At 44.0% G+C, this 25,283-nt stretch carries 26 protein-coding genes and 1 riboswitch; of the genes, 2 read left to right on the plus strand and 24 right to left on the minus strand.

Annotated features, from left to right (window positions below; translation table 11 throughout):
• Window positions 1–135 precede the first annotated feature (135 nt).
• The 10 genes from UQW94_RS07545 to UQW94_RS07590 form a co-directional block, all read right to left on the minus strand.
• Window positions 136–984: a patatin family protein gene (locus UQW94_RS07545; protein WP_322142157.1), complete on the minus strand. Its 849-nt coding sequence runs from the start codon at window positions 982–984 to the stop codon at window positions 136–138.
• Window positions 985–1,243: 259 nt separating this feature from the next.
• Window positions 1,244–1,582, minus strand: a complete 339-nt coding sequence (locus UQW94_RS07550; RefSeq protein WP_017635147.1) for a hypothetical protein — start codon at window positions 1,580–1,582, stop codon at window positions 1,244–1,246.
• 690 nt (window positions 1,583–2,272) lie between these two features.
• Window positions 2,273–2,704: a YccF domain-containing protein gene (locus UQW94_RS07555; RefSeq protein ID WP_005373685.1), complete on the minus strand. Its 432-nt coding sequence runs from the start codon at window positions 2,702–2,704 to the stop codon at window positions 2,273–2,275.
• A 218-nt stretch (window positions 2,705–2,922) separates the two neighbouring features.
• Window positions 2,923–3,855, minus strand: coding sequence for a Gfo/Idh/MocA family protein (locus UQW94_RS07560; protein ID WP_115386524.1), 933 nt, complete (start codon window positions 3,853–3,855; stop codon window positions 2,923–2,925).
• 123 nt (window positions 3,856–3,978) lie between these two features.
• Window positions 3,979–5,634, minus strand: a complete 1,656-nt coding sequence (locus tag UQW94_RS07565; RefSeq protein WP_239939187.1) for a phosphoethanolamine transferase — start codon at window positions 5,632–5,634, stop codon at window positions 3,979–3,981.
• Between the two features lie 21 nt (window positions 5,635–5,655).
• Window positions 5,656–6,012 carry a diacylglycerol kinase gene (locus tag UQW94_RS07570; protein ID WP_017635149.1) on the minus strand — a complete coding sequence of 119 codons (357 nt, stop codon included), beginning with the start codon at window positions 6,010–6,012 and terminating at the stop codon, window positions 5,656–5,658.
• Between the two features lie 127 nt (window positions 6,013–6,139).
• Window positions 6,140–6,532 (minus strand): glycine zipper family protein, encoded by a 393-nt coding sequence (locus UQW94_RS07575; RefSeq protein WP_248486491.1) that lies wholly within the window; start codon window positions 6,530–6,532, stop codon window positions 6,140–6,142.
• 119 nt (window positions 6,533–6,651) lie between these two features.
• Window positions 6,652–7,950, minus strand: coding sequence for an ATP-binding protein (locus UQW94_RS07580; RefSeq protein ID WP_005373675.1), 1,299 nt, complete (start codon window positions 7,948–7,950; stop codon window positions 6,652–6,654).
• A complete protein-coding gene (locus UQW94_RS07585; RefSeq protein ID WP_005373673.1) occupies window positions 7,950–8,663 on the minus strand; it encodes a response regulator in 714 nt (237 codons plus the stop codon). The genes UQW94_RS07580 and UQW94_RS07585 overlap by 1 nt, the downstream gene beginning before the upstream one ends.
• 213 nt (window positions 8,664–8,876) lie before the next feature.
• A complete protein-coding gene (locus UQW94_RS07590) occupies window positions 8,877–9,173 on the minus strand; it encodes an isoamylase early set domain-containing protein (protein WP_005373671.1) in 297 nt (98 codons plus the stop codon).
• 278 nt (window positions 9,174–9,451) lie between these two features.
• Here UQW94_RS07590 and UQW94_RS07595 point away from each other — a divergent pair, with 278 nt between their 5' ends.
• Both UQW94_RS07595 and UQW94_RS07600 read left to right on the plus strand, forming a co-directional pair.
• Window positions 9,452–9,832, plus strand: coding sequence for a hypothetical protein (locus tag UQW94_RS07595; protein WP_238952748.1), 381 nt, complete (start codon window positions 9,452–9,454; stop codon window positions 9,830–9,832).
• An 83-nt stretch (window positions 9,833–9,915) separates the two neighbouring features.
• Window positions 9,916–10,515, plus strand: coding sequence for a thiol:disulfide interchange protein DsbA/DsbL (locus UQW94_RS07600; RefSeq protein WP_005373667.1), 600 nt, complete (start codon window positions 9,916–9,918; stop codon window positions 10,513–10,515).
• A 70-nt stretch (window positions 10,516–10,585) separates the two neighbouring features.
• Here UQW94_RS07600 and UQW94_RS07605 read toward each other — a convergent pair whose 3' ends face one another.
• From UQW94_RS07605 to UQW94_RS07670, 14 genes are all read right to left on the minus strand, one after another.
• Window positions 10,586–10,831, minus strand: a complete 246-nt coding sequence (locus UQW94_RS07605; RefSeq protein WP_005373664.1) for a hypothetical protein — start codon at window positions 10,829–10,831, stop codon at window positions 10,586–10,588.
• Window positions 10,832–10,983: 152 nt separating this feature from the next.
• Complete coding sequence (locus UQW94_RS07610) at window positions 10,984–11,427, minus strand: DUF3429 domain-containing protein (RefSeq protein WP_017819861.1); 444 nt, start codon at window positions 11,425–11,427, stop codon at window positions 10,984–10,986.
• 10 nt (window positions 11,428–11,437) lie between these two features.
• Complete coding sequence (locus tag UQW94_RS07615; protein ID WP_033906358.1) at window positions 11,438–11,983, minus strand: glutathione peroxidase; 546 nt, start codon at window positions 11,981–11,983, stop codon at window positions 11,438–11,440.
• Between the two features lie 105 nt (window positions 11,984–12,088).
• Complete coding sequence (ribB, locus tag UQW94_RS07620; RefSeq protein WP_005373655.1) at window positions 12,089–12,745, minus strand: 3,4-dihydroxy-2-butanone-4-phosphate synthase; 657 nt, start codon at window positions 12,743–12,745, stop codon at window positions 12,089–12,091.
• 113 nt (window positions 12,746–12,858) lie between these two features.
• Window positions 12,859–12,999, minus strand: a riboswitch (FMN riboswitch).
• Between the two features lie 104 nt (window positions 13,000–13,103).
• Window positions 13,104–13,721, minus strand: a complete 618-nt coding sequence (locus UQW94_RS07625; RefSeq protein ID WP_322142158.1) for a triacylglycerol lipase — start codon at window positions 13,719–13,721, stop codon at window positions 13,104–13,106.
• 117 nt (window positions 13,722–13,838) lie between these two features.
• A complete protein-coding gene (locus tag UQW94_RS07630) occupies window positions 13,839–15,692 on the minus strand; it encodes an MFS transporter (protein ID WP_322142159.1) in 1,854 nt (617 codons plus the stop codon).
• A 146-nt stretch (window positions 15,693–15,838) separates the two neighbouring features.
• Complete coding sequence (locus UQW94_RS07635) at window positions 15,839–16,597, minus strand: helix-turn-helix transcriptional regulator (RefSeq protein ID WP_322142160.1); 759 nt, start codon at window positions 16,595–16,597, stop codon at window positions 15,839–15,841.
• Complete coding sequence (locus UQW94_RS07640) at window positions 16,598–17,236, minus strand: HD domain-containing protein (RefSeq protein WP_017819864.1); 639 nt, start codon at window positions 17,234–17,236, stop codon at window positions 16,598–16,600. It abuts the gene before it with no gap.
• 248 nt (window positions 17,237–17,484) lie between these two features.
• Entirely contained in the window at window positions 17,485–18,762 is a 1,278-nt protein-coding gene (locus UQW94_RS07645) for a cytosine deaminase (protein WP_085569158.1), read from the minus strand.
• 9 nt (window positions 18,763–18,771) lie between these two features.
• A complete protein-coding gene (gene codB, locus UQW94_RS07650) occupies window positions 18,772–20,010 on the minus strand; it encodes a cytosine permease (protein ID WP_064354865.1) in 1,239 nt (412 codons plus the stop codon).
• An 805-nt stretch (window positions 20,011–20,815) separates the two neighbouring features.
• Window positions 20,816–22,162, minus strand: coding sequence for a magnesium transporter (locus UQW94_RS07655; RefSeq protein WP_005373641.1), 1,347 nt, complete (start codon window positions 22,160–22,162; stop codon window positions 20,816–20,818).
• A gap of 112 nt (window positions 22,163–22,274) precedes the next feature.
• A complete protein-coding gene (locus tag UQW94_RS07660) occupies window positions 22,275–23,597 on the minus strand; it encodes an ABC1 kinase family protein (RefSeq protein WP_005373639.1) in 1,323 nt (440 codons plus the stop codon).
• A gap of 101 nt (window positions 23,598–23,698) precedes the next feature.
• A complete protein-coding gene (locus UQW94_RS07665; RefSeq protein WP_005373637.1) occupies window positions 23,699–24,922 on the minus strand; it encodes an HlyD family secretion protein in 1,224 nt (407 codons plus the stop codon).
• On the minus strand, window positions 24,922–25,248 hold the full coding sequence (locus UQW94_RS07670) for an MFS transporter (RefSeq protein WP_017635162.1): 327 nt from the start codon (window positions 25,246–25,248) through the stop codon (window positions 24,922–24,924). The genes UQW94_RS07665 and UQW94_RS07670 overlap by 1 nt, the downstream gene beginning before the upstream one ends.
• Window positions 25,249–25,283 lie beyond the last annotated feature (35 nt).

Below are 25,283 nucleotides of genomic sequence, written 5' to 3' on the forward strand. Positions count from 1 at the left end.
TGCCTACTCGCTTTTTCAGTTAGCGAGCAAATTAAAACAGTTTTGAGCCTGAATATTGGGCTCGACCAGAAGCAAATACGATAATCCACTGCCATCGAATTTGCGTTAGCCACGTTTAATCCACGTGGCTTTTTTCTACTTCTGACTCCAGCGTATGATGGCTTCCTTTCCTGCTTCAATTCCTAACTCATAAGCATGACGCAGTGGTGCTGGCGATCGACTCAGCCGTTTCAACTTGAATGTTTCAGGAGGACACACTTGAATGATTTCGATACCAGGTGGTGGGTTGTTGATCAGCGCTAAGGTCTGATTGTAGCGAACTTCACGTGTCAACATAGGTTCAATTAATCCGGGCGTTTCTTTCAACATCCTCCTAGTTAGGGCGCTGAATTTTCCTCTTGGCTTTTGATAGCTTGCGGGCTGACTGCGTAAAACCATAATCTTTTTGGCTCCTCGCTTTATTGCTTCTGCAACAGGAAGTGCGTCTGAGACGCCACCATCAACGTATTGAATTCCGTTCAGTGATACGCCATTTCGGTAAAGTACAGGCAGTGCGCTGCTGGCTTTCATTATTTCTGCCAAGTCGTCGACATCAGGAAGGTGGTACTCCGCTTGCCCATTGTCTTGACGCGTCACGCCTAAAAAGAAAGGTCGTGAATCAGCTTTGAGCGCAGATTTATCGATTCCAAGTTCTTCGAGGGTGACATTCCACATCCAGTCTAAGTTCATCATATCACCACCACGTAGAAGTTGAGATGGAGAGATAAATTCTTTTCTTAAGCTGTAATCGAGGTAGATTTTTAAGTTACGTCCGGGCATTTTAGCTAAGTAGGCAGCCAAGTTGCTAGCACCCGCAGACACTCCCCAAAAGCTATCAAATGGAGAGAACTCGCTAGCAAGAAAATGATCGAGTATGCCGCATGAAAATACGCCTCGCATGGCTCCACCTTCGACAATCAATGCTCGAGAGCCTACTTTTTCCATCACTTCGCTCCACTCTTTATCAATCGGATAATAGCGTGCAGCTTAACGCATAATGGTTTTATACCCAAGTGGGCCAAAGGTCTATTGGTTGCGTTCCTTTGAATAAAAAGGGCATCAGCGGATGCCCTTGTCACTTTTAGCTTATGGAATTGCGGGTAATTGAGTCGCTAATTTAGTGAAGGAGACCGAGCGAATTAGCCCCCTTACATAGAGCCATACCTGTAGTCCCATACTGATCGTTGTTGGAATAGTTTGATGATCACTTGTTAAATAGGCATACAAACACTATCCAGAGCGTTGTAAGCAAAAGTAATGGGGTGAATACTTTCTGGATAGAAGCGCCATCAGTTAAATTGTAAATTTTGATGGATTCATTATAGAACGCTCGTTTGAATTCTTTGAAGCTAATGTCGCTCTTCGCATGCGACTGTTCATAGTGCTGGTGCGCAGCGTCCGATAGCTGGTATTCCAAGTCTTGGAGCTCGTACTCCTTGTTAAAAAACGCATCCCAAGCCGAAAGGCGGGCTATCGTTTTAGGAGATGGATCCCCATTTAGTTTCTCTAGACGCTTAGCATAAGCTGCTTGATATTTATCCACGGTATATTCCTGTCTGAATAGACGTTGAGTTAGAACATATGTAAAAAGAAAAATAAGTAATAAAAGGTTTTTTACGTTCTATACCTGTGATAAATGCTAAAAAGTTCAATGCTCTAGCACTCCGATGTCGCAAATGATATTGATGGAATTGCTCTGCGACAAATAAAATAATTACTCTAGATAACAACGAATTTTTGTTGTTTTTTAAAAAAACTGATCATGAGATTGAGTGGGGAGTTTTACCGAGAAGAATTTCGCTACTGTAACTGTCTATATTTACTCAAAAAGAGAAAATCTTAGAAGCTTTCTTTGATTGATGTGAGATATTTTAGGTCGAAAAGCATTAATTTTGGCTATGATTATAGTTCGTCTTTTTGTTGTTGAACTCTACTTCGAGGGGGAAAGAATCCATATTTCGAGCATAGGATAGCTCGCTTTTTCGTTACGTCGTTCTTGGAGTTTGAGTCAGTGACGACGCTATGAGTCTAGCATCTTGAACTCGATTGGGCGTATTAATTAATTATAAAAGTAAAGCAGTGCTGAGCTAGGATAAACTTCAACGTAAAGGTGACGGTATGAATATACAATCAGCCATTATTGAATATGCGATAGCGATTATAGGCTTACTTTTGACGGGCGTTACCCTCTGAGCATGACTGCCCAGAGGATAGAAAGCGCATTAGCTTTTTGCTAACGATTGATGTTGTATCGAGCCATTGCAGCTTCTTCTGACGATACAACCGTTTTACCAATTGGTGCGAGTGAAATAACCGCTAGCTTGAGGTGTTGGAGCGCAAACGGAATGCCGATTATGGTGACAAAGCATGCTGCGGCAGAAAGTACGTGACCGATAGCTAACCAAAGGCCTGCAAATACAAACCAAAGGACGTTACCAATAACGCCGAGCGGACTCGTGCCAATGTCCATTTCATTGGTCAATTCATCGCGTGAGATGGCCTCTTTACCGAATGGGAAAAAGGAAAAATTACCCATAACGATACACGCACGCCCCCAAGGTATTCCGATGATGCTAATAAAGGCCAAAATACCAAAAAACCACCATAGCAACCCCATAAATACGCCACCAAATACAAACCAAATGATGTTACCAAGTGTTCTCATTCTATTTCCTTTATTCTTGAATGTGATGATTCAGATACCTGAGAGCAGTGTAAAACAAATCTAAACCGTCTGTTTTGTCGATGTGTGCTTTTGTGCCCTCATTCACCTGATTGATAGAATAATCGCCGTAGTCTTAACAGAGAATGAATGCCTTCCTTAAGGCAAGTCTTTTTAGTATAGAGCGTAATACTCAATCAAGCATATAGCCAAGAATCGCATTATCTAGAGACAACTTTCTCGAGATATTGACAAATTTGCTCTGCCAATCGATGGCTAGCAATGTTGCGTGTTACTACTTCATCAGCAATATTTCCAGACTCAACGACGCCAAACCAATCGAGCAACATCGAATGGAAACCTTTACTCGTCAGCATTGGCGTCCAGTCTTTCAAATTGATTTTTTGCTCTTGGTTAGCTTGCCATAGTTTGCCTTCAACGAAGGAGTCGAACTCAACTGCCTTGTTTGCATAACAAGCTTGAACGCGCTCTGTAGTGATACCGAAGTGGCGATTCATCGAGGCGTGGAGCAAAGTATCTCCATGTTGCCACTGAATATCTAAACGCGCCAACTGACCGCCTTCAAGTTGATGAGTTACATAAGCATCTTTTAGATCGGCTTTGGCTGTGACGTTAACGCTGTCTAATGGGTGAATAAAATCATCAAATATAAAGGTACGAACATCCCCCGGTAGTTGGTGACGGTTCTTTTCCCAGCGTAGCGACTTTAAGTCAGATATGTTGCCTTGCTGCACTTGTGGCATATGTTGGTTGTAAAGTGGAATGTGACGACGGTTAAAGCCCACATAGAGTGGCTGTCTCTCTTTTTCGGCAATGTCGTACAGCTTTTCCACGTCATCAGCACTATTCGCTAATGGTTTGTCGACAAAGGTTGGAATTCCATGCTGCAGAAAAAATGCCGCTATTTGAGGGTGTACGCTTGTTGCCGCATGAATCATGACGGCATCGACGCCAAAGTGCAGAAGTTGCTGGTAGTCTTGGCAGATCTCTGAGATTCGATACTGCTTAGCCAGGCTCTCAAGTGTGTTTGGGTTGCGGGTACAAAATACAAGTTCGATATTTGGAAGCTGAGTGATAACAGGAAGGTATGCTTTCTGAGCGATATCCCCTAGACCAATAATACCAATTTTCATCCTAGTCCTTATCTCGATGTATGGATCGCGGACTGTCAGTATAACGCTTGGCGCGGCGATGAGTTTAAATACCTTGTTAGAAAAAGCCTGATTCACACTTTGAGCCAGGCTTTATTGAATGATTTAGGAAACGGCTCGGCAGGCTTTGAATATATCTAACTTGCTATCGTAGGCTTGAGTTTGTACATCCATAATGCCTAATAAAGAGTGGAACACGTTATCATGTGAGTATTGGCCTGCATTCTGTGCTTGTTTATACAAACAGTCGGTATTGATCTGCTTCGCTTGTTTAAAGCCCGAAGACAGCCACATAATCAAAGGAACACGTTTTTGGAAATCTGGTGCAAGGCCATAAGGCATACCATGTAAGAACAATCCGTTTTCGCCTAGTGACTCACCGTGATCCGATATGTAAATTAGCGCGGTATTATACTCAGACTCTAACGCTTTAAGTTTTTTGATGGTTTCTGCCAATACAAGATCGGTGTAGCGTATTGTATTGTCATATGTGTTCACTATTTGTTCGATGCTACAGTTTTCGATATCTGCACGTGGACAGTCTGGTTTAAAGAAGGCGTTGTCTCTTGGGTAACGCTGAAAGTAGGTCGGACCGTGGCTTCCTATAAGGTGCATGGCGACCACTCGGTTACCGTGCATATCCGCGACTTCCTGATCAAAATGATCTAATAGCGCCATGTCGTAACAAGTTTGGCCATTACACATAGGGCTTACTTGCTTTCGATCCACTTCAATCTTCTTGATCTTGTGGGCTACTTCTTTATCCCCACCGTCATTTTCTTTCCAAATGAGGTCAACCCCAGCGCGCAGCATTATATCGAGAGCATTGTCCTGGTTATCCGCTTTGGTGCGTTCAAACTCGTTTCGCGTGAGCTGTGAAAACATACAAGGCACAGATACAGCAGTCGCGGTGCCACAAGATGCGACGTCTTGAAATGAGATAACATCCAATTTACTAGTATAAGGGTTTGTCTCTCGTGTATAGCCATTGAGTTGGTAGTTCTGCGTTCTAGCGGTTTCTCCTACGACAAAAACCAGTAGTGTTGGTTTGTGCTGTGCTTGCTGTACGGCGCTATCTGACTGCTTTGCATCTGTGCCGATTTCTCGATATGGCTCTGGCGTGGTGAAATATTTCTCCTTCACATACCCGGTCGCGCTGTAAACGAACTGGGTGGGTATGATGATTTTTTTTAGGTGGCTATTGTTGCGCCCTACAGATGCGTAGTCTTGATAGTACACGCTGGCAATGACGGCGATGACAGCTAGCGACGACAGCATCGATACTAATTTGGTAACAGAGAAGTACAGTAATTGGTGACGTTGAGATTGCAGCTTGACCTTAAAGACAATTATCGCTGGGATAACTCCCATAATCAGCGTCCAAATTACAGAGTGAGCACTCAGGTAAGAACTCGCCTCGCTCGAATCGGTTTCAACAATATTGGCAATCATTCCAGAATCGAAAAGTGTGCCATAGTTATAGCTTGCGTAGCTCACCATACTTGAAACAATGATTAAAATTATAAAGAACGGCTTGCCGATCCAAGGCCAACTAAATAAATTAAAAAGGAAATTGAGCGCGGCAAGAAAGAAAATTGGTATTGTGATAATAAATCCAATCTTGACATTATCTAAGTGTGTAAAGATGCCGATCAGTTCTTTATAAATAGGGATATTTACGACGAGAGCGAAATACAGCGCCAACAGGAAAGTAAAGGTAACGTAAGAGATACCTCTCTGTTGTAAATCATGTGTCTTCATAATGAGTGTCTTGAATAAAAATTAGAGCAAGAACGAAGCCCAAATAAAAAGGGCAAGAGTTAACGCAACAAATACTGCTGCTGAGCCAATATCTTTGGCTCTACCACTGAGCTCGTGCCAGTCATCGCTAACACGGTCGACAACCGCTTCTACGGCGGAATTAATGAGTTCGACGATCAATACCAAGAACAGGCTACTGATCATCAGCACTCTTTCGTATGTGGTGACAGGAAGGAAAAAAGCACAGACGGAAAGCACCAAGGCGAGAATCAATTCTTGTCTAAAAGCGGCTTCGTGTGTCCATGCGGCTTTCAATCCTTGAAATGAATAGCCGGTCGCATCCATGACACGGCGTATACCTGTTTTACCTGGCTTCAAAATATGACCTTACTATTTAAGCATTGGGATGGAACACATATCCCAGAGAGGTAACGAGATTAATCGTTACAGCGTGAAACATTTGTGAATAGAATCCATCGCGCGATAATTTAAGAAAAGTGCTTATTTAATCAAGATCGTAGACGGTATAGCCTTTGTGCTGGAGGCATTTACGCAATACGAGAGATTGAGTTTTGGTTGAATCATTTGTTCCACTCAAAGCACCAGCTCCAGCTCCTACAGCACCGCCGGCAGCAGCACCGACAGCCACTCCACCTAATCCGTCTTCTAGCGCACCAGCAGCTGCGCCGATCAATGCGCCTGTAACTGCCCCATTAGTGGCTTCAGATTTCGCTGCCTCTGATTTGTCGACATTTTCTGCATAGCCTTGGCAGTAAAGAAAGTCTTGTTCATATGTACTAGGGTCGACATTGGTCATGTCGACGACAGGTTTTTGGTTGTAGGCGCAAGCTGTAAGCGTAGAAGTAAGCGCCATAATCAGGATAAAAGATTTATACATGAGTACTATCCATTTAGTGTGTGAATCTTATGGATTAAATGTACACTGTTTTATTGTTGGGCTCTGTCGCTTGAGTGTATTGAAGTGTCGTCTTCTGTAAACGGGGTAGGAAGGTTAAGTTAACTGTCTGATTTTTTGAGGCTAAGTGTGAAGCAAGCTCCTCCAAGTGGGCTATGGCAAATCGAAACTTCTCCACGTTGAAGCTCCATTATCTGTCTGACAATCGCCAAACCGAGCCCAAACCCGCTCGTCTTTTTGTTGCGAGATTCATCCGCGCTGTAAAATGGTTCGAATAGATGAGGCCAATGCTTTTCTTCAATACCTATGCCATCATCATGAACATTGATGAAGCAGCGGTGCTGATCGTGTTTTATCTCTACTAAAATCTGCTTATCTGCGTACCGCATTGCATTGCGCAGCAAGTTATCTAAGGCTCGCTTTAACAATTTTGGGTCAGCAAACGCGAGAACGTTTTCTGAGTTTACTTCTTGAAGCGAGATAGCGAGCGTAGTCTCTTTTTGCCATCTCTGTCGTAACTCTTTGACTAAGTTGAATAGGACGACTTCTTCTTGAGTTTGTAATGCTGTGTCAGGACGCTCCATCTTTGCGTAGTAAAGCAATTCTTCAACCATTTCTTCCATCTCGTCAATGTCTTCGACGATACTGTAAACATACTTTTTCTGTTGTTCAGTTAAGGTTGAATCCGATAACAAATCTGCTTGCCATTGTAAGCGGAAGATTGGGGTACGCAATTCATGTGCAACGGCGTTAGTTAGCATTTTATTGCTAGTGATCAAGCGAGATACTTTATCGGCCATCGTGTTAAAGCTTTTGTTTAACGTCCCAACAGACTTAGCGCTTGAGGTACTAGCTCGAGCCTTGAAGTTACCTGAGGCAAACTCAACGGTCACTCTCTCTAGCTCTCGAATCCGACGGCTTAAGAACCAGATCAACAATATGCAATACAGAGCAAATCCAGCTAAAAAGAACAACCAAACGATATTGTCATCAAAGTTGGCTGCTTTAACCACAGGACTATTCGGATTATCGCTCATTTTAAAGATAGGCGTGCTCGCATCTAGGCGGAACCAGATATCCCTTTCTTCATCGTAAGCGACGTTAACGGAGGTATCACTTTCAAACGCCTTTTTGATGTCTGTTGGAAGCTCTTCAAGCGTATGAGGCACCAACAAACGATGGCTTGATGTGGCAAATTGTTCCAACTGTTGTTGAGTATATTCTAATCCGTGTTCTTTATAGATAGGGTAGATCAGATCGTGAAAAGCTTGACCCTCATGCTCTTGTAATAGGTAGTCATAATCTGTGTTTATCTCATAAACTAAGAACTCGTATCCCCACAAGCTAGCCATAAACAGAATGATAAGGCCAACAAAGCTTTCCAGATAAATCCGTCTCATTATTCATTCCATGCATCAGGCATAAATAGGTAGCCTTTGCCGCGAACGGTAATGATTTTTTGTGGTGAGCAAGAAGCATCGCCTAGCTTCTTTCTCAGTGTCACTATGCGATTATCAATGGTGCGGTCTGTTCCATCGTATTCAATACCACGTAGTGTTTTGGTCAGCCACTCACGTGATAGTGTTTTTTCAGCATGCGTAGCAAGAACCCACAACAAATCGAACTCGCCGTCTGTCAGCGCAATTTCTTCTTGGTTCATTACGCACGATTTACGCAATCGGTTTAAACACAGAACACCAATTTGTAGGCCGTTTTCGGACTCGGTAGGCGCCGCCTCTTTTCTTCTTAATAGCATGCGAATACGAGCCAGTAATACGCGAGGTTTGATGGGTTTAGTAACAAAGTCATCTGCGCCTATTTCTAATGCGGCGACATGATCGAAGTCATCATCACTTGCTGTCAGCATCAACACTTTGCCTTTGTAGCATTCTCGGATTTGACGACATACACTCAGACCATCTTGCCCGGGTAGCATCAAATCTAACAGCACCACGTCTGGTTGTGTGTCAATAATCGCATTAGGTGCGTCCGTCCCATTGTCGATACATTTGACCTGAAAACCTTGTTCAACAAAATACTCACCCAACATAGTTTGTAATTTGGGATCGTCTTCCACAATGATTAGAGATGGTTTGATTTGTTGTGCGTTCATTTAAGTGATGTATACAATATTTAATATCAATGGAACTTAAACAAATTTACGAATTATTTCAAATAAAGCTTTCTCAGAATAAGGTTATCGGATGAGTTAACTGGATAAAATTGCCAATTAATGATTTAAATCTAATCACCTATCACATTTAGAGAGATGCAAAAAGGCGCAACGTTTGCGCCTAGGTATGGAATCTTAAAGCGAAATTACCGCTTATTCGGTGGTACACACGACGCTGTTGTCGCTGCCAAATGCATTTGGAACGTAAGCATCAGCTTGTGGGTCATTTTCCCACTTCGCGTCATCGAGCAAGTAACGGAACTGAACATTCTGCGCTTTAGGTAAGCGGGTTTTAAATTTAAACTGACGACTTTTCTTCACTAATTTCATCGGTTCTGGCTGCCAGTTGTTGAAGTCTCCAGCAATTTGGACAGAGTCCCACTGATCTTTATCTAGCTCGAACGTGACTTCGACTTCATCTTTTGTCTTAAAGAATCTCTTTTTAAGCATTGATCTTTCCTTGTTCGTACAAAAACTGTTCTAACTATTACTCGTGTTTCATAATGATTTCAAGTTTTATCGAATTGTTGCTGGTATCTGATGAGGGGAGTATCCGAACGGTGAATAGTTCGTTGTGCTGGTTTCGTGTACTGAGGGAGCGTTAGAGAGAAAATTCACTAGCCTAAAATGGTCAAAGAACAGAGTTTGTTAGCGAGCCGAGAGTCCGTATCTTGAAGTCAAACCGTTATCATGTATTATCTTAAATCACCATTTTCCTTGATGTAGCTATGTTGAAGTTTAACCGTACATTGTTGACTGCGATAGTTTGCTTAGTTGCTATGCTTTTGAGTAGTGTCGCTCCTGTGGCGCAGGCTTCCGTTCCGATGAAAACAATTGAAGTACGCGATCTTATTGTTCAACAGGCTGCTCTACACAAACAACTTGGCGTCAATGACGACTGCGTAGAATCACATCACGATGAGTCAGCCATCAATAAGGCACAACAATCTCACACGAGTTGTAGCTCTTCCTGCATGGTCAAAATTCCCGCCAACTTATCTCAAAACGACTTACTGCTTCTTCCTTATAGCCTTGCCTTGATTGGTAGGCCTCTAGTCGAAAAAGTAGTGACAGTGATCACCAAGCTTTATCGTCCTCCGATTGTTTAATTCCTCATCTCAAATTACTTGGGGTTTACCCCTTTTTACCAAATGAAATGATTTGGCATTTGAATGCCACAAGGAAATAAACAATGAAAAAACTACTTGCCTTATGTAGTGCACTTTTACTGACTTTTACCGCTCATGCAGCGCAATTTGAAGAAGGGAAGCACTACAAAGTTCTGGATGTAAAGAAAGCATCGAAACCTGTTGTGACGGAATTCTTTTCTTTTTATTGCCCACATTGCTACAAGTTTGAGTCGCTTATTGAGCGTTTAAAACCTGCTCTGCCAAAAGAGGCAAAGTTTGAAAAGGTGCATGTGGGGTTCATGGGCGGAGATATGGCGATTCCGATGGCCAAGTCCTACGCGACGATGGTGTCGCTAGGAGTTGAAGATACAATGATTCCTGCCATGTTTGCCCAAATTCATCAAAAGCGACAAGCGCCAAAAGACGAAGCTGAGCTGAAACAACTGTTCGTTGATAATGGCGTAGAAGGTAAGAAGTTTGATGCGGCGTACAACAGTTTCGCCGTAAACTCAATGCAGAAAGGTTTTGATAAGCAATTCTCTGCCAGCACGTTAAGAGGGGTTCCGGGTGTGGTTGTGAACAATAAATACATTGTTTTGGCCAACGAAATTCGTACTTACGACGAGTACAATCAATTAGTTAATTACTTATTGACGCTGTAACTGTAAATAGCATTGATGCTTAAAAATGGCGACGGTAGAGTCGCCATTTTTTATGCTTATCACTTTCGTATTATCTAAGAACGCTTGTACATGCTTGAGTCGGAACACTAGTCATAAATATGGCATGCGGATAAAACAAGCTAGCAGCAGTGATTGCAACATTACATGGCTGAGCAATCGTGGTTTTAATCACATTGGTAAGCACAGCGCCTGTATTATTTACTGTTTGAGCGGCGGCTTGTTGTGCCTGGTAAGACACGCAACCTGTCGTTGCATTGATCATCGCAGTGCTAAACAAAAGTTTGCGAAAAAACATATTCATATCCTTTGTGAATGCTTTGAATTACTTATATGTGGATTGATTCATAAATGAAACAAAACAGTGTTCAAAATATGTGTGCATTCACGAAATGAACATTGTTTTATAAAAAGACGTTTTTTTGTGATCTTAGTACTGGACAGACCAGGTTATGAAACTAAAGCCAATCCGTGCATTACGATTACGCCGAAGGTCAGTTTGCTCCTCATTCCTTGATATCCCTTGGGTTCGGCGTCTTGTTCGACTTTCCTCACGAGCTTTTCTGCATACCAAACAGCAAGGTACCCAATTGCTAATAGTAGGGTTGCGACTGCGTAATGTTTGTGGCCCTGCAGTAATGCGCCCCAAGCCAGTAAGACAAAAAGGTTGCTGAGAATTAATACATTTCGGCTAAGGCGATGGTAGTAATGCTCAATGCCATTACCCCAAAGGATGCCGGATAAAAAACTTAATATAACGGCGCTATATGCGATGAAAAATTGCTGACCACTTAAATTGAAGAGTGAGATGTCAGTGAAAATCAGCCCTAAACTAAACACAAATGGAACCAGGCCTAAGTAACCGAGTTGTAGCATGGTTGAGCGTGTTGTCATGGTCGTCACCTTATAATTGTTGCTCTATCATATTGGTAAGCGTAGTACTTGTCGGTGATGTGGAGCTTGGAAAAGTAGCAATAACTTTACCTTCAGAGCTAATTAGAAACTTGTAGAAGTTCCATTTTGGTTTTATGCCTGCTTGGTTAGTAATCTGGTTGAAGACTGGGTTCGCATCTACACCTAATACTGAAGAGCGAGCCATCATTGGAAAGGTTACCCCGTAATCGAGATAACAGACTTTCGCTGTGTTTGTTTCGCTTCCTCTATCTTGTCGAAAGTCATTGCTCGGGAAACCGATAACGGTGAAGTTTTGGTCTTTGTAAGTTTGATAGAGGGTTTCTAACTGTTCGAACTGAGGAGTGAAGCCGCACTGACTTGCTGTATTGACGACTAGTAGTGTCTTTCCCTTAAAGCTTTCGCATAGATCGACTTCTTCCGTTGAGTTTAACAACCTTTGCTTACCTTGAAGAATATCAGGGCACTCAGATGCAAGAGCAAGCGAATTCATGGAGAGAAAGCTAACGAGAGCGGCGAGTTTCAGTAATCCTTTCATGGTGTTGTTCCCCTTGTTTTCAATAAGTATAACTACTCAAGTGCAAAGAGGATCGATCAAAAAAGCCGCACAAATGCGCGGCTTTTTTCAAGAGCTGAGATCTGACTATGCCAGTTTCAACTCGAACTGGTTCAGGTACATTACCATGTCTTCAATCGTCAGTACCGGCATGTTGTGCAGGCGACCGAATGCTACGATCTCCGGTGCCTTTGCCATCGTGCCATCTGGATTGGTCACTTCACACAGTACGCCAGCGGGTTGAAGCCCTGCCATTTGCATCAGATCAATCGTACCTTCTGTGTGACCACGGCGAGTCATTACACCACCTGGACGTGCGCGCAGAGGGAATACGTGACCCGGGCGAGCAAGATCTTCCGGTTTTGCGTGCGGGTTTGCCGCCGTTTTAATGGTCGTTACGCGGTCTGCTGCTGAAACACCCGTTGTTACACCAACTTTCGCTTCAATAGAAACCGTGAATGCGGTTTGGTTTGCGCTGTTGTTGTTTACCACCATTGGAGGCAGTTCCAGTTTGTCTGCTTGAGCATCTGTTAAGCACAAACAAACGATGCCGCTACATTCGCGGATCATCAATGCCATTTGCTCGTTAGTGAGGTGCTCGACTGAATAAATGATATCGCCTTCGTTTTCGCGATCTTCATCATCAAGAAGCAGTACGCCACGGCCTTCTTTTAAAGCGATAAGTGCGTTTTCAACGCGAGTAATTGGGTCGCCGAATTCGGCAAGTAGTGATGACTGATTCATGGTTAACTCCTAAATTTCACCAGAATCAGGGCGGTATGAGAGATCGCCGTAAAATACGATCAAAAAGAAGTGCACCAGCATTCTTAGCGATCTGACTCGCTATGCTGGTGTATTCTTATTCTCTTTCATCCGGACTATAACCGTCGGCTCTGGCATCTCACCAGATCTGCTGACCTCGACGAATCGAGCGCTCGCGGGCTCACTTGAAAAAGTATACCGCCGGTGGGGAATTTCGCCCCGCCCTGAGAACAATTAAAAATGTACCACTTCATCCAAGTTGTGAAGAAGTGGAGCTAGGATAGTACTGCGAACTGAATAGCTTGGAAAGTCGATTCCATCTGTATGATGGAAAAGTGTGCTATCGACGGAAATAATCTGTGCGAATAAAGTGATCAATCTGCTGCGGCACGAAGGTGTTGTAAATCAGGCTCGTATGCGTTTGCTTCACTTCGATATGATCTTGCATACCGTCCAGTCTTGTCTCTTCTACGGTAACGGTACCGTCCGACATGGTGTTGTCATTACGGATCAACAATGGGCGAGCGCCAATCGGCATCGTTCCTGCGATACTGCCGAGTTTTTGAGGGAAATCCCAAGCGTCATCATGTTTGTTTAATCCGTGGTGTGGCGAATTGCCTAAAATTGCACCCAATCCGAGATCTTGAATTCGACCTACAATGGACGCGCCTTTCAGAGGCGAACCGATAGCGACAACATGAGAGATTAAGTTAGTGCTCGGTTTTCTGTTGGCGAGATAGCGCTTAATCATCAAGCCTCCCAAGCTGTGTCCCACGAGCACGTTTGTGGTCAGTGGATTAAGCGAATGATCAATAGAAGCAAACAGTGAAGACTCATCGATAGCAACAGTGTTATAGCTGAGTACTTGCGTTTCGTATCCGAGTTTTCTCAGCTTTTGGCTAAGAGGCTGCATGACCAGCCCATGCATATAAAGACCATGTAAGATGATGATTTTCATAATACCTCCTAGATTTATGACGTTGTAGATATCCTACTCTAATTAACAAAGAACTACTTGCCCTTTGTGGTGCATATTTACGTTTTGCTGCAAAGTTTGATCGGTATAGCAAGCGACTCAGCCCAGTAAATCCTGTACTTGTTGTTGTAATTGATGACGATTTAAAGACGCAGGACTTAACACTTCACCGATAACAACATCCACTTTTGACCAAAAACGAGTCGGTCGTTTTGTGAGAGCATGTCCGCCTTTGTGGCTGAAAAAAGAACCCCAAAGCCCTTTTAACGCCATAGGGATGACAGGAACAGGGTTACGTTCAAGGATTTTTTCTACACCTGGGCGAAACTCACCCAATTGACCGTTAGACGTTAAACGACCCTCAGGGAAGATACAGACAACCTCACCGTCGTTAAGTGCTTGTTCAATCTGTTCAAATGCTCGTCGGTAAGTGTCGGCACACTTACGTGGAGAACAGATCGGGATAACACCGGCATGACGGAATACATATTTAAGAACAGGTAGCTCGCTGATGGACTTGTCCATCACAAAACGAACCGGGCGAGTAGAGGTTCCCATCAAAATCAATGCATCGACATAGCTAACATGGTTAGCCACGATTAACGCAGCACCTTGTTCAGGAATATGTTGGCGCCCCTTTACGTACACACGATACATACAATGGCTGAGTAAATAACTGATAAAGCGTTGTGTAAATTCCGGTACTTGGCGATAGACATAGATCGCCACGAAGAAGTTACCTATTGCCATCATGGCAAACAGTTCCACAATAGAAAGCTCTAGTACGCTGAGTACAACGATCGAAACCAAAGCAGACACCACCATAAACAACGCATTCATGATGTTGTTAGCAGCAATGGCACGTGCACACTCCCCTTTGTTTGAACGAGATTGGATGAACGCATAAAGAGGAACAATAAAGACACCGCCGCTTACACCAACAAGGAACAGGTCAATCATGACGCGCAGATGTTTGGATTCAGCAACGAAGTTTTGCACATCATAAAAGTGCACCGGAAGTGATAGATAACTTGGGACTGCCCATAGCAAGTCGACGCCAAAGACTGTCAGACCAAGGATACCGAATGGCAAAATACCAAGCTCAACGTGGTTGAAAGAAAGTTTTTCACACAACCAAGAGCCTGTAGCGATACCAATGGAAAACAATGCCAACAGTAAAGAAACGACAGTGCTATCTGCGAACAAATGTTCGCGTGCGAAGTTAGGGAATTGAGTTAGGTAAGTCGCACCCATGAACCAAAACCAACTGATAGCTAGAATAGACATCCAAATGCCTCTCTGCTTTTTTGCCACTTTTAACGTGTCCTTTAGACCAGAAATCGGTTCAAATTTCGCTTTGTCATTCGATTGGCTAGGCATCGCTGGAATATTCACGCTGCTCATGAACCCAAGCAAAGACAAGGCAATCACGGTACAAGAAGCAATCAAGGTACCATTAGGAATGGATAGCAGCAGGCCTGCACTAAGCGTACCTATAAGAATCGAAAGGAACGTGCCCATTTCAACCCAAGCATTTCCTTTAACAAGCTCATTTGGTTTGAGCGCTTGTGGTAGCAAGGCGTATTTCACGGGACCAAAATAGGCCGATTGAGTGCCTGTCATAAACAGCAGAACCAGCATCAGCATGGCACTTTGGGTGGCAATAGCGGTTGCTGCGCAAGACATGATAGCCAGCTCGATGAGCTTTAGACGTCGGATTAATTTGGCTTTGTCCATGCTGTCAGCGACGGCACCAGCATGCGCTGAGAATAGAAAGAAAGGTAGGATGAATAAGCCTGCCGCCAAATTAACGAATAGATTGACGGATATTGGTAGGTTATCAATTTGGCTGTATGTCACCATCAATAACAGAACGTTTTTGTAGATGTTGTCATTGAGTGCGCCAAGGCATTGCGTCACAAAGTAAGGAAAAAAGCGTTTTGAGAAAAACATACGGGCCCCGATTAAACAAAGTCGAATGAGATGGGAGCACTTTATGCTCAATGAACGATTAAACCAGCTTTCTCTTTCAAGTGACGTTGTATGCCACCAAAAGTAACGAAATTCGTTACTTCTATTTCCATTTGTTTATTGAGTTACTAATTGCGAGACTTCTGAGTAGGTTTTCTTTCCCATGGTTCAAATAAAGGGAACGTCCAGCGACGCATCGCAATAATCAGAGAGGTGCCGTGTTTTTCGTCCATATCGAGAGAGCTATCACTTTGGCAAGCCTGATAAAACTCATCGATGACCTTTTGCAGTTTCTGTTGTAGCTTCTTGTTGGTTGGTACACTCATCAATCCTGTTGCCATGGAGAACTTTTCATCTTCACCAGAAAAGTAGCTTTGGAAAAAGGCGTCTTGAACTTGCTGTTGGAAGAACCGTTGAATAGGGCCGCCCATCTGCCACTTAAATGTCGGAGATATACGCAAACGAATTTTGTTATTTGGCTGCAAGTCGATGATGTTCAGCCGATCCAAATGAGCAAGCTTTTGCACCAGTTCCAACTCATTGAAGGTATATTGCTGAACGATTTGTTCAAACTGATAGCCATTTACAACACAGATCGCCACGAGCAGCAGGGCTTTATCGTCAACCAGCTGCTTTTCTTGCTCTAACGTTAGCGACTCTAGACCTTTATTGTGCGCAGCCGCGAGCTTAAATAGTTCCGCCATTTCTAAACCAATCAATTGGCAAATTCGTTCTAAGCGCTCAAGGCTAATGTGCTGACCTTCAGCGAGTAAACGTTTGACGCTTCCTTCACTTAAATTAAGGTGTTGTGCAACATCCGCATAATGCAGCCCAGCTAACTTTAGTTGGCGTTTAAGCTCTTTAATTAACGTATAGCTTTCTGACATTTACGCTGTTACCTCGTCGTGTAACTGCTCTAGGTACGTTTGCATAAAGGTTTTGCGTTTTTGCGCTTCGCGTCTCGCTGACTCCGTGTTCATGGTTTCAGCGATTTTGAATAACTTGGTTTGAAAGTGATCCAGAGTGAATTGTTTATCGTTAAGTTCACGTTCTTCGGCAAATATATCGCTGTCGTTGTAAAGTTGCGCGTTAAATTGAGTGCTGACTTGAATGCATCGCGTCACGCCAATTGCGCCTAAAGCGTCCAGACGGTCGGCATCTTGGACGATTTTGGCTTCCAACGTATTTGGCCTGATGTTTGCGCTAAAGCTGTGTGCCTCTATCGCATGAGCAATGGCATCATGATATTGCTGCGGATAATCGATACTCTCTAAAAATGCGACCGCTTTTTTGGCTGCGATGATTGAGCTCTCTTTGCGATTTGGGTGATCTTTCGGGTAAGTAAAGCAATCATGCAAATAGGCAGCCGGTAATACAATCGCGATGTCTGCATTTTCTTCTTTGCAGAGCTGTTTCGCTGTTTTGACCACGCGTTTTACGTGTTTAAGATCATGAGCTGCATCTACTTGCATCTCTTGCTGCATAAATTCCAAAAATTGCGGTTCTATCTGGCTTAATGACGTCATGGTTCATATCTACAACTAAAATGAAGTCAGAAGTATGCCCAACGCTTAGAATAATTTCCAAGTGCGATGGTGTAATTGAGATTCAGCCACCAGAACCTTGTGCAACGTTTGGTACTGAGCCGTTTTATATGGCCTTTCAATGTGTTCAGTGGTTTATGAGACAAGAATAGACAGAGCGAGCAGTGATGTTTACCAGTAGAAAAAAGGCCTGACGATGTCGTCAGGCCTTTTTCGTTTCGCCGATCTTTTTAGCGTTTGAACGTTACTTGCTCTGCTTGTTCAAGATGAATATGAGTTGTCGCAGGCTGTGTTTCTGCAATCACTTTACCGTGACGAACAGAGTAACGAACCGGCACTTGGCGACGTACTGCGTCAAAACCATTTTCTGCGGGAAGAATCAGTAAACTACCTGGTTTGCCTTCTTCAATGCCGTGCTTGTCTTGAATGTTCAGTGTACGTGCTGAATTGTTGCTGATCAGATCCAGTGAGTTGTTGATTTGGTCGTAACCCATCACCTGACACACGTGCAGACCCATATGCAGTACTTGCAGCATGTTTGCAGTGCCTAGTGGGTACCAAGGGTCAAATACATCATCGTGTCCAAAGCAGACGTTGATGTTGGCATTCAGCATCTCTTTCACTCGTGTTACGCCGCGACGTTTTGGGTAATCATCAAAACGTCCTTGTAAGTGAATGTTCACCAATGGATTTGCCACGAAGTTGATACCGGACATGCGTAATAAACGGAACAGGCGAGATGCGTATGCACCGTTGTAGGAACCCATCGCTGTGGTGTGACTGGCCGTGACTTTATTCCCCATATCAAACTTGTGCGCTAATGCTGCCAGTGTTTCAACGAACCGAGATTGTTCGTCATCGATTTCATCACAATGCACGTCGATCAGGCGGTCGTATTTTTTCGCTAACTCGAATACGTAGTGCAGCGATTCAATGCCATATTCGCGTGTGAATTCAAAGTGTGGAATCGCGCCAATCACGTCCGCACCTAATTTGACGGCTTCTTCTAGCAGCTCTTTGCCATTTGGGTAAGAGAGAATTCCTTCCTGCGGGAAGGCGACGATTTGGATATCTACCCATTCTTTCATCTCTTCACGCACTTCTACCATCGCTTTTAGGGCAATTAGGGTAGGGTCTGAAACATCGACGTGGGTACGAACGTGTTGTACGCCGTTTGCTATCTGCCATTTTAAGGTTTGTTTTGCGCGCGCTTTCACGTCTTCAATCGACAGCATTTCTTTGCGCTCAGCCCAACGTTCAATACCCTCAAACAATGTGCCAGAGATGTTCCAGCTTGGCTCACCTGCGGTTTGAGTTGTATCTAAGTGAATGTGTGGCTCGCAGAAAGGCGCAACCGCCATACCGCCTTCAGCATCGATGATGTCACCGTTATGACTAAGCTCCACATCGTTGCTTTCAATGCGCTTGAATTGACCATCTTCAATCAAAATTTGCTGCAGACCTTCTTGTCCTTTTAGCGTTACGTTTTTGATCAGTAGTGTTGTCATGATGGTTCCTTACGCTGGCTGTGTAGCCAGTGCTTTTTTGTTGAGAACAGGATTAAGAATCAGGAAGCTAATTGCGCCGCCAAGTACAGCGTTAATCGGCACTACGCCAGGCAGGAAGTGTCCCGCACCAACGCCAATCACGACAGCGATAATGCCAGCCCAGTTAACGTTTTGGAATTGGGCGGCTTCAAAGTTTGCGTAGCGTTTACGGTTCGTGAAGAAGTCAGCGATGATCACACCGCCAATCGGTGGAATTGCCAAAGATAAGAAGGTCAGCCAGCCAACAAAGTTATTGTAGAGCCAGAGAGCGCAAAGTGTGCCAACAAGACCGTTCGCCATTGAGATGTATTTACTTGGTAAGCCTGTGATGTTGGAAAATCCAAGACCCGATGCGTAGAGCGCGTTGTCGTTGGTCGTCCAGATGTTCAAGCCAAGAACGATGATAGCTGGAATAAGAAGACCTTGCGCGATCATCACTTCAGAGATGTCTGATTGACCCGTCACCGACGCACCTGCCGCGCCAAAGATAAACATTAACGAGTTACCGATGAAAAATGCCACCATGGTGATCATCACGGCGCTGCGCGGCTTTTTACCAAAGCGTACGAAATCCGCCGTTAATGTACCAGCACTGACAAAAGAGCCGACAACCATCGCGAGAGCTATTGAAAAATCGAGTGGCTCGGTTGGTTGAACCTGTTGTAGTTCGCTTATACCGCCAACACTATTTACTGCCTCGATGACAGAGTAGCCGCCAAGTAGCGCAATGGCAGGAACGGCAATTGCTGACAACACCATCAGTGCGGAGATGCCAAAGTAAACGGTCGCGGTCATGAGCAAACCGGAGACGAGGATCAAAGTATTGGTATCGATGCCCGTTGCTTTGTGCACCGGAATCGCAAACATCGCGACACCAACTCCAAACCACCCAACTTGAGTACCGCCAAGAAGAGCAGAAGGAAGCCAAGAGCCTTTAGAACCAAAAGAGAAACGAGCAAGAAGGTGAGTAGAGAGACCAGTAGAAGCGCCGATGTAACCGAGGAAAGAAGTGTAAATACCGAGGATTAGGTTACCGATGAGAACAGCGAGGAAAAAATCATTAAAGGAGAGCCCAGTACCGAGAGAACCCCCAGTCCACATACTTGCGGAGAAAAAAGTGAGTCCTAACATCACCATTGTAAGTGACGCCACGCCTTTTCTGGCCGTGTTAGGAACTGGTCCAAGACTGTAGTTATTGTCTCCAGCCATTATTACCTCCGCACATTGAAATATTAAATTATAGCACCTGATTTTCAGGCAAACGGCGCGTATTATCGTGATGTAAATTTAATAGTCAATGATAAAATTGCAATTTAAACGTTTGCTTTGTTTTTGATGTGTATTTTTTCTTTTAATAACAATGGTTTGATTTTTAAATTCTAAAGGTGGAAATTTTGATTTTACGTATTTTCTATGATTTATAGACAGGTTTTCTATGTGAAATGAATGTTTTGAATTGCTATTTGTTTTTATGGATTAAATTTATCTATAACTCTGGATTGTTCAGTCGATTTCTATGAAAAGAAAACGATTTCATGATGAGGTTTTTGGTTTGGACGTTATTTGTTCTTTTCTTGGGTGTGTTTTCTTGGTTTTATTTTATGTAGGTGATTTGTTTTTGTTGAAGCTGGCATTTCTAATGGTTTAGTGGGCGAATATTTGAATTTTATAAACAGTAAACAATCTGTTGTGGGTAAGAAAAGTACAACCGAGCTCGGTCAGAGGATAAGAGGGCAATAGCCACATAAAAAAATAGCCAACCGCAAAGAGTGCGATTGGCTTATATACATGTGAACAAAATCAAGTTCACTAACAACGTCAGTTGGCTAGGTGACCCTCGGCTTAAGAAGGGTCGATTTATATAATGCAGTTACTGTGCCAACTTTAATATGCCCTAAAATACGTAGTTTCTGTGACATGCGTTGCTTAAAGTTTGAGTGTGTTTGCAATTTGCAACTGCGTTATGCAATTTGACTCTATTATGCTAATGATTGATTAATAAACAATGAACCTTTTAAAGCATGACTAAACTCGCCGTTCCTAAAAAGGCGAAAAAACCAACTACATCTGTCACTGTTGTTAGAATCACCGAGCCAGCCAAAGCGGGGTCCAATTTAAACTTATCCAGAATGATGGGAATCAGCACACCAAATAAAGCTGCGGTAATAATATTGACGATAATGGCCAGCGCGATGGTCCCACCTAGAACCGGAGATTGAAACCACAATCCGGCGAGCCCGCCGATGATTAACGCCCAAGCAATGCCGTTCAGAGAGCCAATACCCAACTCATTTTTCAATAGCTTGAAACGGTTACCTGGGGTGATCTGATTAAGCGCCATCGCACGAATCATTAGAGTGAGCGTTTGGCTGCCAGCAATGCCCCCCATGGATGCAACAATTGGCATGAGCACCGCCAAAGCCACCACCTGCGCAATTACATCTTCAAATAGTCCGATAGTGACAGACGCCAAAATCGCAGTAAGCAAATTGATGCCTAACCAAACACCGCGCTTTTGCGAGCTTTTTAATACTGGCGCAAACAAGTCATCGCCTTCATCCATACCTGTACCGGCCATCAAACGTGCTTCGTAGATTTCACGCTGTGTACTCAATGCAAACTGCCAATCGACTTCACCGATCAGTGTTTGGTCTGCATCAGTTACAGGGAGAGCGGGCAGTGTGCTGTGTTCTAATGCCTCTACCGCTTCAGGAAGCATCATTTTACTGTCTAGAACCGTCACAGCCTCAATAACGAGTGTTTTTAAGCGAGTATCGGGGTCACCACGTAAGATATCGAAGTAGTTGACCGTTCCACGATACTGTTTATTACGATTAATCAGATACACCTGTTGAGGCGTGTCGTAGCTATAGCGCTCCATTAACTGCTTAGCTGTCCCAATCGTAATGTTGAAGGGCAGGGTGATGATCTTACGTTCAGCCCAGTGGCCGAGTTCTTCATCAGCATACTCGTTTGCTTGATCGTAAAGTTCCAACTCATCTTTTTCTATCAACGAGAGCGCTTCGTTGATGATCGACTCTGGCAACGAATCGGCCCATTCGATGAGCGACAAGTTGTCGAGTTTAGCGAGAGTGAGCTTTAGCTCGACTTCAGATAACGCATTGATGATAGAGAAACGTACGTCCGCACGCATTTCCGTTAACACGTCGATATGTAGCTCTAGTGGTAAAGCTCGCCATAAGCGAACACGATCGTCGATTGGAAATGCTTCTAGAATCAGGGCAACCGCGCCGGGCTCGAGGCCCGCTTCAATAGATTCATTGAGCGTTGCGACTTGATCCGCTTCTTCGGCTTGGCCAATTTGCTGGATTAGAGTGGAGAGATCTTGAAACTTGCTCACCGAGTACCCCGATAGTTAATTCGTTTTATGGAAGTATGGCATGTTATTGAGATGCACAACTATGCATCTTAACCTTGCTCAAGGTACTTGAAAGTAACAGAAAAACAATAGGCTATTTGCTGTTGATGGTGAGATATGGCTGTACCAATTGGCGAATGTTCACTTTTGCGCCAATACGGGCTGCCAGCAAGTACATTCCGCCTATTTTTCTGTGCAAAAATAGGGCATCTGCTGGTGGAGTATGCCAGTATTCTTGTTCCATGCTTAAAATAGTGCCAGCTTCGCGAAGCTTTTGTGCTAAGCCACTGGCTTTAAAGTCATAAGGCTCATCAACTAACATCGGTTCACATGCCATTTTCACTAGATCGAGAATCGCTTGGCGCTGGTCTGGAAGGATGGTTTGGCTGAAGAAGCCTATTTGTTCAAGCGCATCATTTAAGCCTTGTTCGTCATTATTCACGACAGACGCAAAAGCTTGGCGATAGCCGGTACTGAACCGTTCGCTGTATTCGCGGGTCGCCCCGAAATCTAGCAAGCCGATTTGACGAGTGTTTTCGATATATAAGTAGTTGGCGAAGTTTGGGTCGGTTTGTACCATCTTAAATTCGAACAGCTCTCGAAACAGTAATTCGAGTAGGCTGTGCATGACAAAATCCCGTGTACTCTGATCATAATGTTCGATTTGCTCAATCGGGCTACCATCAATGAATTCCATCGCGAGAACGGAGTCTGAGCAACTTTCAGTATGAATCTTCGGTACGACAAAATGAGGGTGCTCCTTCAAAGCGTCATGATAACGAATGGCAAATTGTGCCTCTCGTGCGTAATCGGCCTCGTCATGTAGCTGCTTTTTCGCTTCTTCGAGCAATCCTTTGTAGTCGACAGACTCGGGAATCAACCCAACGACCTTGAGCAGTGTACCGACATTATCGACGTCGCTATCGATACTTTTCCGTATGCCCGGATATTGCACTTTGACGGCTAGGTTATCGCCCGCATCGCTGTAAGCTTGGTGCACTTGTCCTATTGATGCACTGGCGATTGGTTTGAAGTTAAATGACAGAAACTCAGCTTTCCAATTCGTTCCTAGCGAACTTTCCATTACTGCGTTGAGTTGTTTTGCAGGCATTGGGTCTGCGTTGGAACGAAGACGGGAAAGAATATCGGCAAGTTCAGGTTCTAAAACATCACCAGCATCCATTGACAGCATTTGACCAAGCTTCATTGCAGCGCCACGTAGGTGAGCAAGTTGGTCAGTTAAACGCGCGATGTTCTGTGGCGTCAGCAAGAGGTCTTTCGCTTTTGGTTTGTTGCCTTTGGCTATCTGCTTCGTGCCTTCTGTAATCACATTGCCTGCGACACGGGTAGCAAGTGAAGCGAACTTGCTGAATCTTGAGATGCGATGGGTAGGTAGGCTTCTTTCCTTTGCCGACATGAATCTTCTCCGCTATTTACTAACTAATTGTTATACGGGAAAAGGATATGTTTGGATACAAATGAAAAGAAAACCGCCAGCGTAACTGGCGGTTTGCGAGTTTAGATAGAGTAGAAGAAGTACAGTTGAGACTTCATTCGGATGATGATCCCGCGAATCACATCTAAGAAGGCCATGAAGCCTATCGGTTTTTCACCGCTGACCCATGCCAGGCCAACAGAGCCAACTGGGATATCGTAGCCTTCTGGCTCATCAATCTTAAGACGAACAAAGTGGTGTTTGTTCTGTAAGTTCTTTCCAGTGGTGACACGTACGGAATCATCGAAACCCAGTAGATTACCTTGTGACTCACCTGTTGCTTCAACAATGCCTTCGACGGTCGCTGAGAAGATCTTACCTGGGTAAACGGACGAAGAGAATTCCGCTGGCTGACCCGGTTTGATGTTACGAATCGCCTGGTGGTTGACTCGCATCAGCACGTACTTCTCGTTAGTGTACATGTTGATACGCGGCATCATCGATACACGCTGACCTTCACGCAGGATAAAGTTGGTGACAAAGCCATCTGTTGGGGCATGAACTTTTGTGCTATTCAAATCCCATTGCGCTTTTGCAATTTGCTCTTCAGCTTGGCGCAGTTCGGCTTGTTTAGTTTCAACTGCAAGTTCCGCTTTATGAATCGCCAGTTTTGCACGGGAAATATCGACTTGTTTCTTCTTGATTTGAGACTCAAGGGTCAACACGTTGTGACGTGCCATATCAACCGCACTCGATTGTTTGTCGATATCGCTTTCCGTGATGGTGTTGTGCACCACTCGGTTTTGCTCAACATAACGATCTAGCATTTTTTTCTGCAATTTGTAGTCAACTTTCGCCGCTTCCAACTGGCTCTTAGATGTTTCTAGATCTTGCACTAGCGCCTCGTGGTTAGCTTCTTCAATCTCGATGTCGCCTTTTGCCGTAGCTAATGCAACGCGAGCAGAATCAGCGGATACGTTCGCTTGATTTAATGCGATTTTGTATTGCGTTGGGTCAAGTTCATAAATGAGCTGACCTTCTTTAACTTTCTGATTCGGCTCAATGTAAATGTGGTCAACTTTACCTTTTACATTGGTTGAATCTGGACGCAATTGGATGTGTGGTGACTGCACGACAGAACCGCCGGATAAATCCATCGGGGTGAAGTTAATCAAACCTACCCAGACGAACATTAGCCAACCCAAGCCGCCAAGATAAGCGAACGATTTGGTTGCTTTGTTCCAAGGCATGCCAACCAAACGCAACAGATAGATGAAGAGTGCCCATACCGCTAAACCTTCTAACATTATGCTTCCTCTTTTGGCTGTGTTTCTGTTTGCGGTTTACTTTTCCATGTATCACGCAGATTGATGATGGCTTTTTCCATATCAACGAATGCAAAGATCACGGCTAGCACCCAAACCCAGTGCCAGACAAACCCTATCCAGGTAAGCGCAGTGATGAGCCCTATCTGATGATGGTCTTTGCTGTGTGCTTTATTGATAGGTAATTCATGGATTTTCCAAAAGCCGTAACACGCGCCCGCGACACTCGCGATTAAAACGACAGCAGCGACAACATGTAACGCCGTATCTGCGCCTGTACCGACAAATGGGACACTCAGTAAACTCATTAAACACTCCTCTATCAAACTGTTGGTGTATTGTG

The organism is Vibrio sp. PBL-C16 (assembly GCF_034321865.1).
GTDB classification, from domain to species: Bacteria; Pseudomonadota; Gammaproteobacteria; order Enterobacterales; family Vibrionaceae; genus Vibrio; species Vibrio alginolyticus.

Excerpts from the sequence above, each read along its gene's own strand:
- UQW94_RS07565 (WP_239939187.1), bottom strand. The coding sequence starts at position 5,634 with ATGAAGACACATGATTTACAACAGAGAGGTATCTCTTACGTTACCTTT.
- UQW94_RS07560 (WP_115386524.1), bottom strand. The coding sequence starts at position 3,855 with ATGAAAATTGGTATTATTGGTCTAGGGGATATCGCTCAGAAAGCATAC.
- UQW94_RS07640 (WP_017819864.1), bottom strand. The coding sequence starts at position 17,236 with ATGACGTCATTAAGCCAGATAGAACCGCAATTTTTGGAATTTATGCAG.
- UQW94_RS07665 (WP_005373637.1), bottom strand. The coding sequence starts at position 24,922 with ATGTTAGAAGGTTTAGCGGTATGGGCACTCTTCATCTATCTGTTGCGT.
- UQW94_RS07545 (WP_322142157.1), bottom strand. The coding sequence starts at position 984 with ATGGAAAAAGTAGGCTCTCGAGCATTGATTGTCGAAGGTGGAGCCATG.
- UQW94_RS07645 (WP_085569158.1), bottom strand. The coding sequence starts at position 18,762 with ATGACAACACTACTGATCAAAAACGTAACGCTAAAAGGACAAGAAGGT.
- UQW94_RS07615 (WP_033906358.1), bottom strand. The coding sequence starts at position 11,983 with ATGAAAGGATTACTGAAACTCGCCGCTCTCGTTAGCTTTCTCTCCATG.
- UQW94_RS07555 (WP_005373685.1), bottom strand. The coding sequence starts at position 2,704 with ATGAGAACACTTGGTAACATCATTTGGTTTGTATTTGGTGGCGTATTT.
- UQW94_RS07610 (WP_017819861.1), bottom strand. The coding sequence starts at position 11,427 with ATGACAACACGCTCAACCATGCTACAACTCGGTTACTTAGGCCTGGTT.
- UQW94_RS07605 (WP_005373664.1), bottom strand. The coding sequence starts at position 10,831 with ATGTTTTTTCGCAAACTTTTGTTTAGCACTGCGATGATCAATGCAACG.
- UQW94_RS07600 (WP_005373667.1), top strand. The coding sequence starts at position 9,916 with ATGAAAAAACTACTTGCCTTATGTAGTGCACTTTTACTGACTTTTACC.
- UQW94_RS07660 (WP_005373639.1), bottom strand. The coding sequence starts at position 23,597 with ATGTCGGCAAAGGAAAGAAGCCTACCTACCCATCGCATCTCAAGATTC.
- ribB (WP_005373655.1), bottom strand. The coding sequence starts at position 12,745 with ATGAATCAGTCATCACTACTTGCCGAATTCGGCGACCCAATTACTCGC.
- UQW94_RS07595 (WP_238952748.1), top strand. The coding sequence starts at position 9,452 with ATGTTGAAGTTTAACCGTACATTGTTGACTGCGATAGTTTGCTTAGTT.
- UQW94_RS07625 (WP_322142158.1), bottom strand. The coding sequence starts at position 13,721 with ATGAAAATCATCATCTTACATGGTCTTTATATGCATGGGCTGGTCATG.
- UQW94_RS07590 (WP_005373671.1), bottom strand. The coding sequence starts at position 9,173 with ATGCTTAAAAAGAGATTCTTTAAGACAAAAGATGAAGTCGAAGTCACG.
- UQW94_RS07635 (WP_322142160.1), bottom strand. The coding sequence starts at position 16,597 with ATGTCAGAAAGCTATACGTTAATTAAAGAGCTTAAACGCCAACTAAAG.
- UQW94_RS07630 (WP_322142159.1), bottom strand. The coding sequence starts at position 15,692 with ATGTTTTTCTCAAAACGCTTTTTTCCTTACTTTGTGACGCAATGCCTT.
- UQW94_RS07580 (WP_005373675.1), bottom strand. The coding sequence starts at position 7,950 with ATGAGACGGATTTATCTGGAAAGCTTTGTTGGCCTTATCATTCTGTTT.
- UQW94_RS07670 (WP_017635162.1), bottom strand. The coding sequence starts at position 25,248 with ATGAGTTTACTGAGTGTCCCATTTGTCGGTACAGGCGCAGATACGGCG.
- UQW94_RS07575 (WP_248486491.1), bottom strand. The coding sequence starts at position 6,532 with ATGTATAAATCTTTTATCCTGATTATGGCGCTTACTTCTACGCTTACA.
- UQW94_RS07585 (WP_005373673.1), bottom strand. The coding sequence starts at position 8,663 with ATGAACGCACAACAAATCAAACCATCTCTAATCATTGTGGAAGACGAT.
- codB (WP_064354865.1), bottom strand. The coding sequence starts at position 20,010 with ATGGCTGGAGACAATAACTACAGTCTTGGACCAGTTCCTAACACGGCC.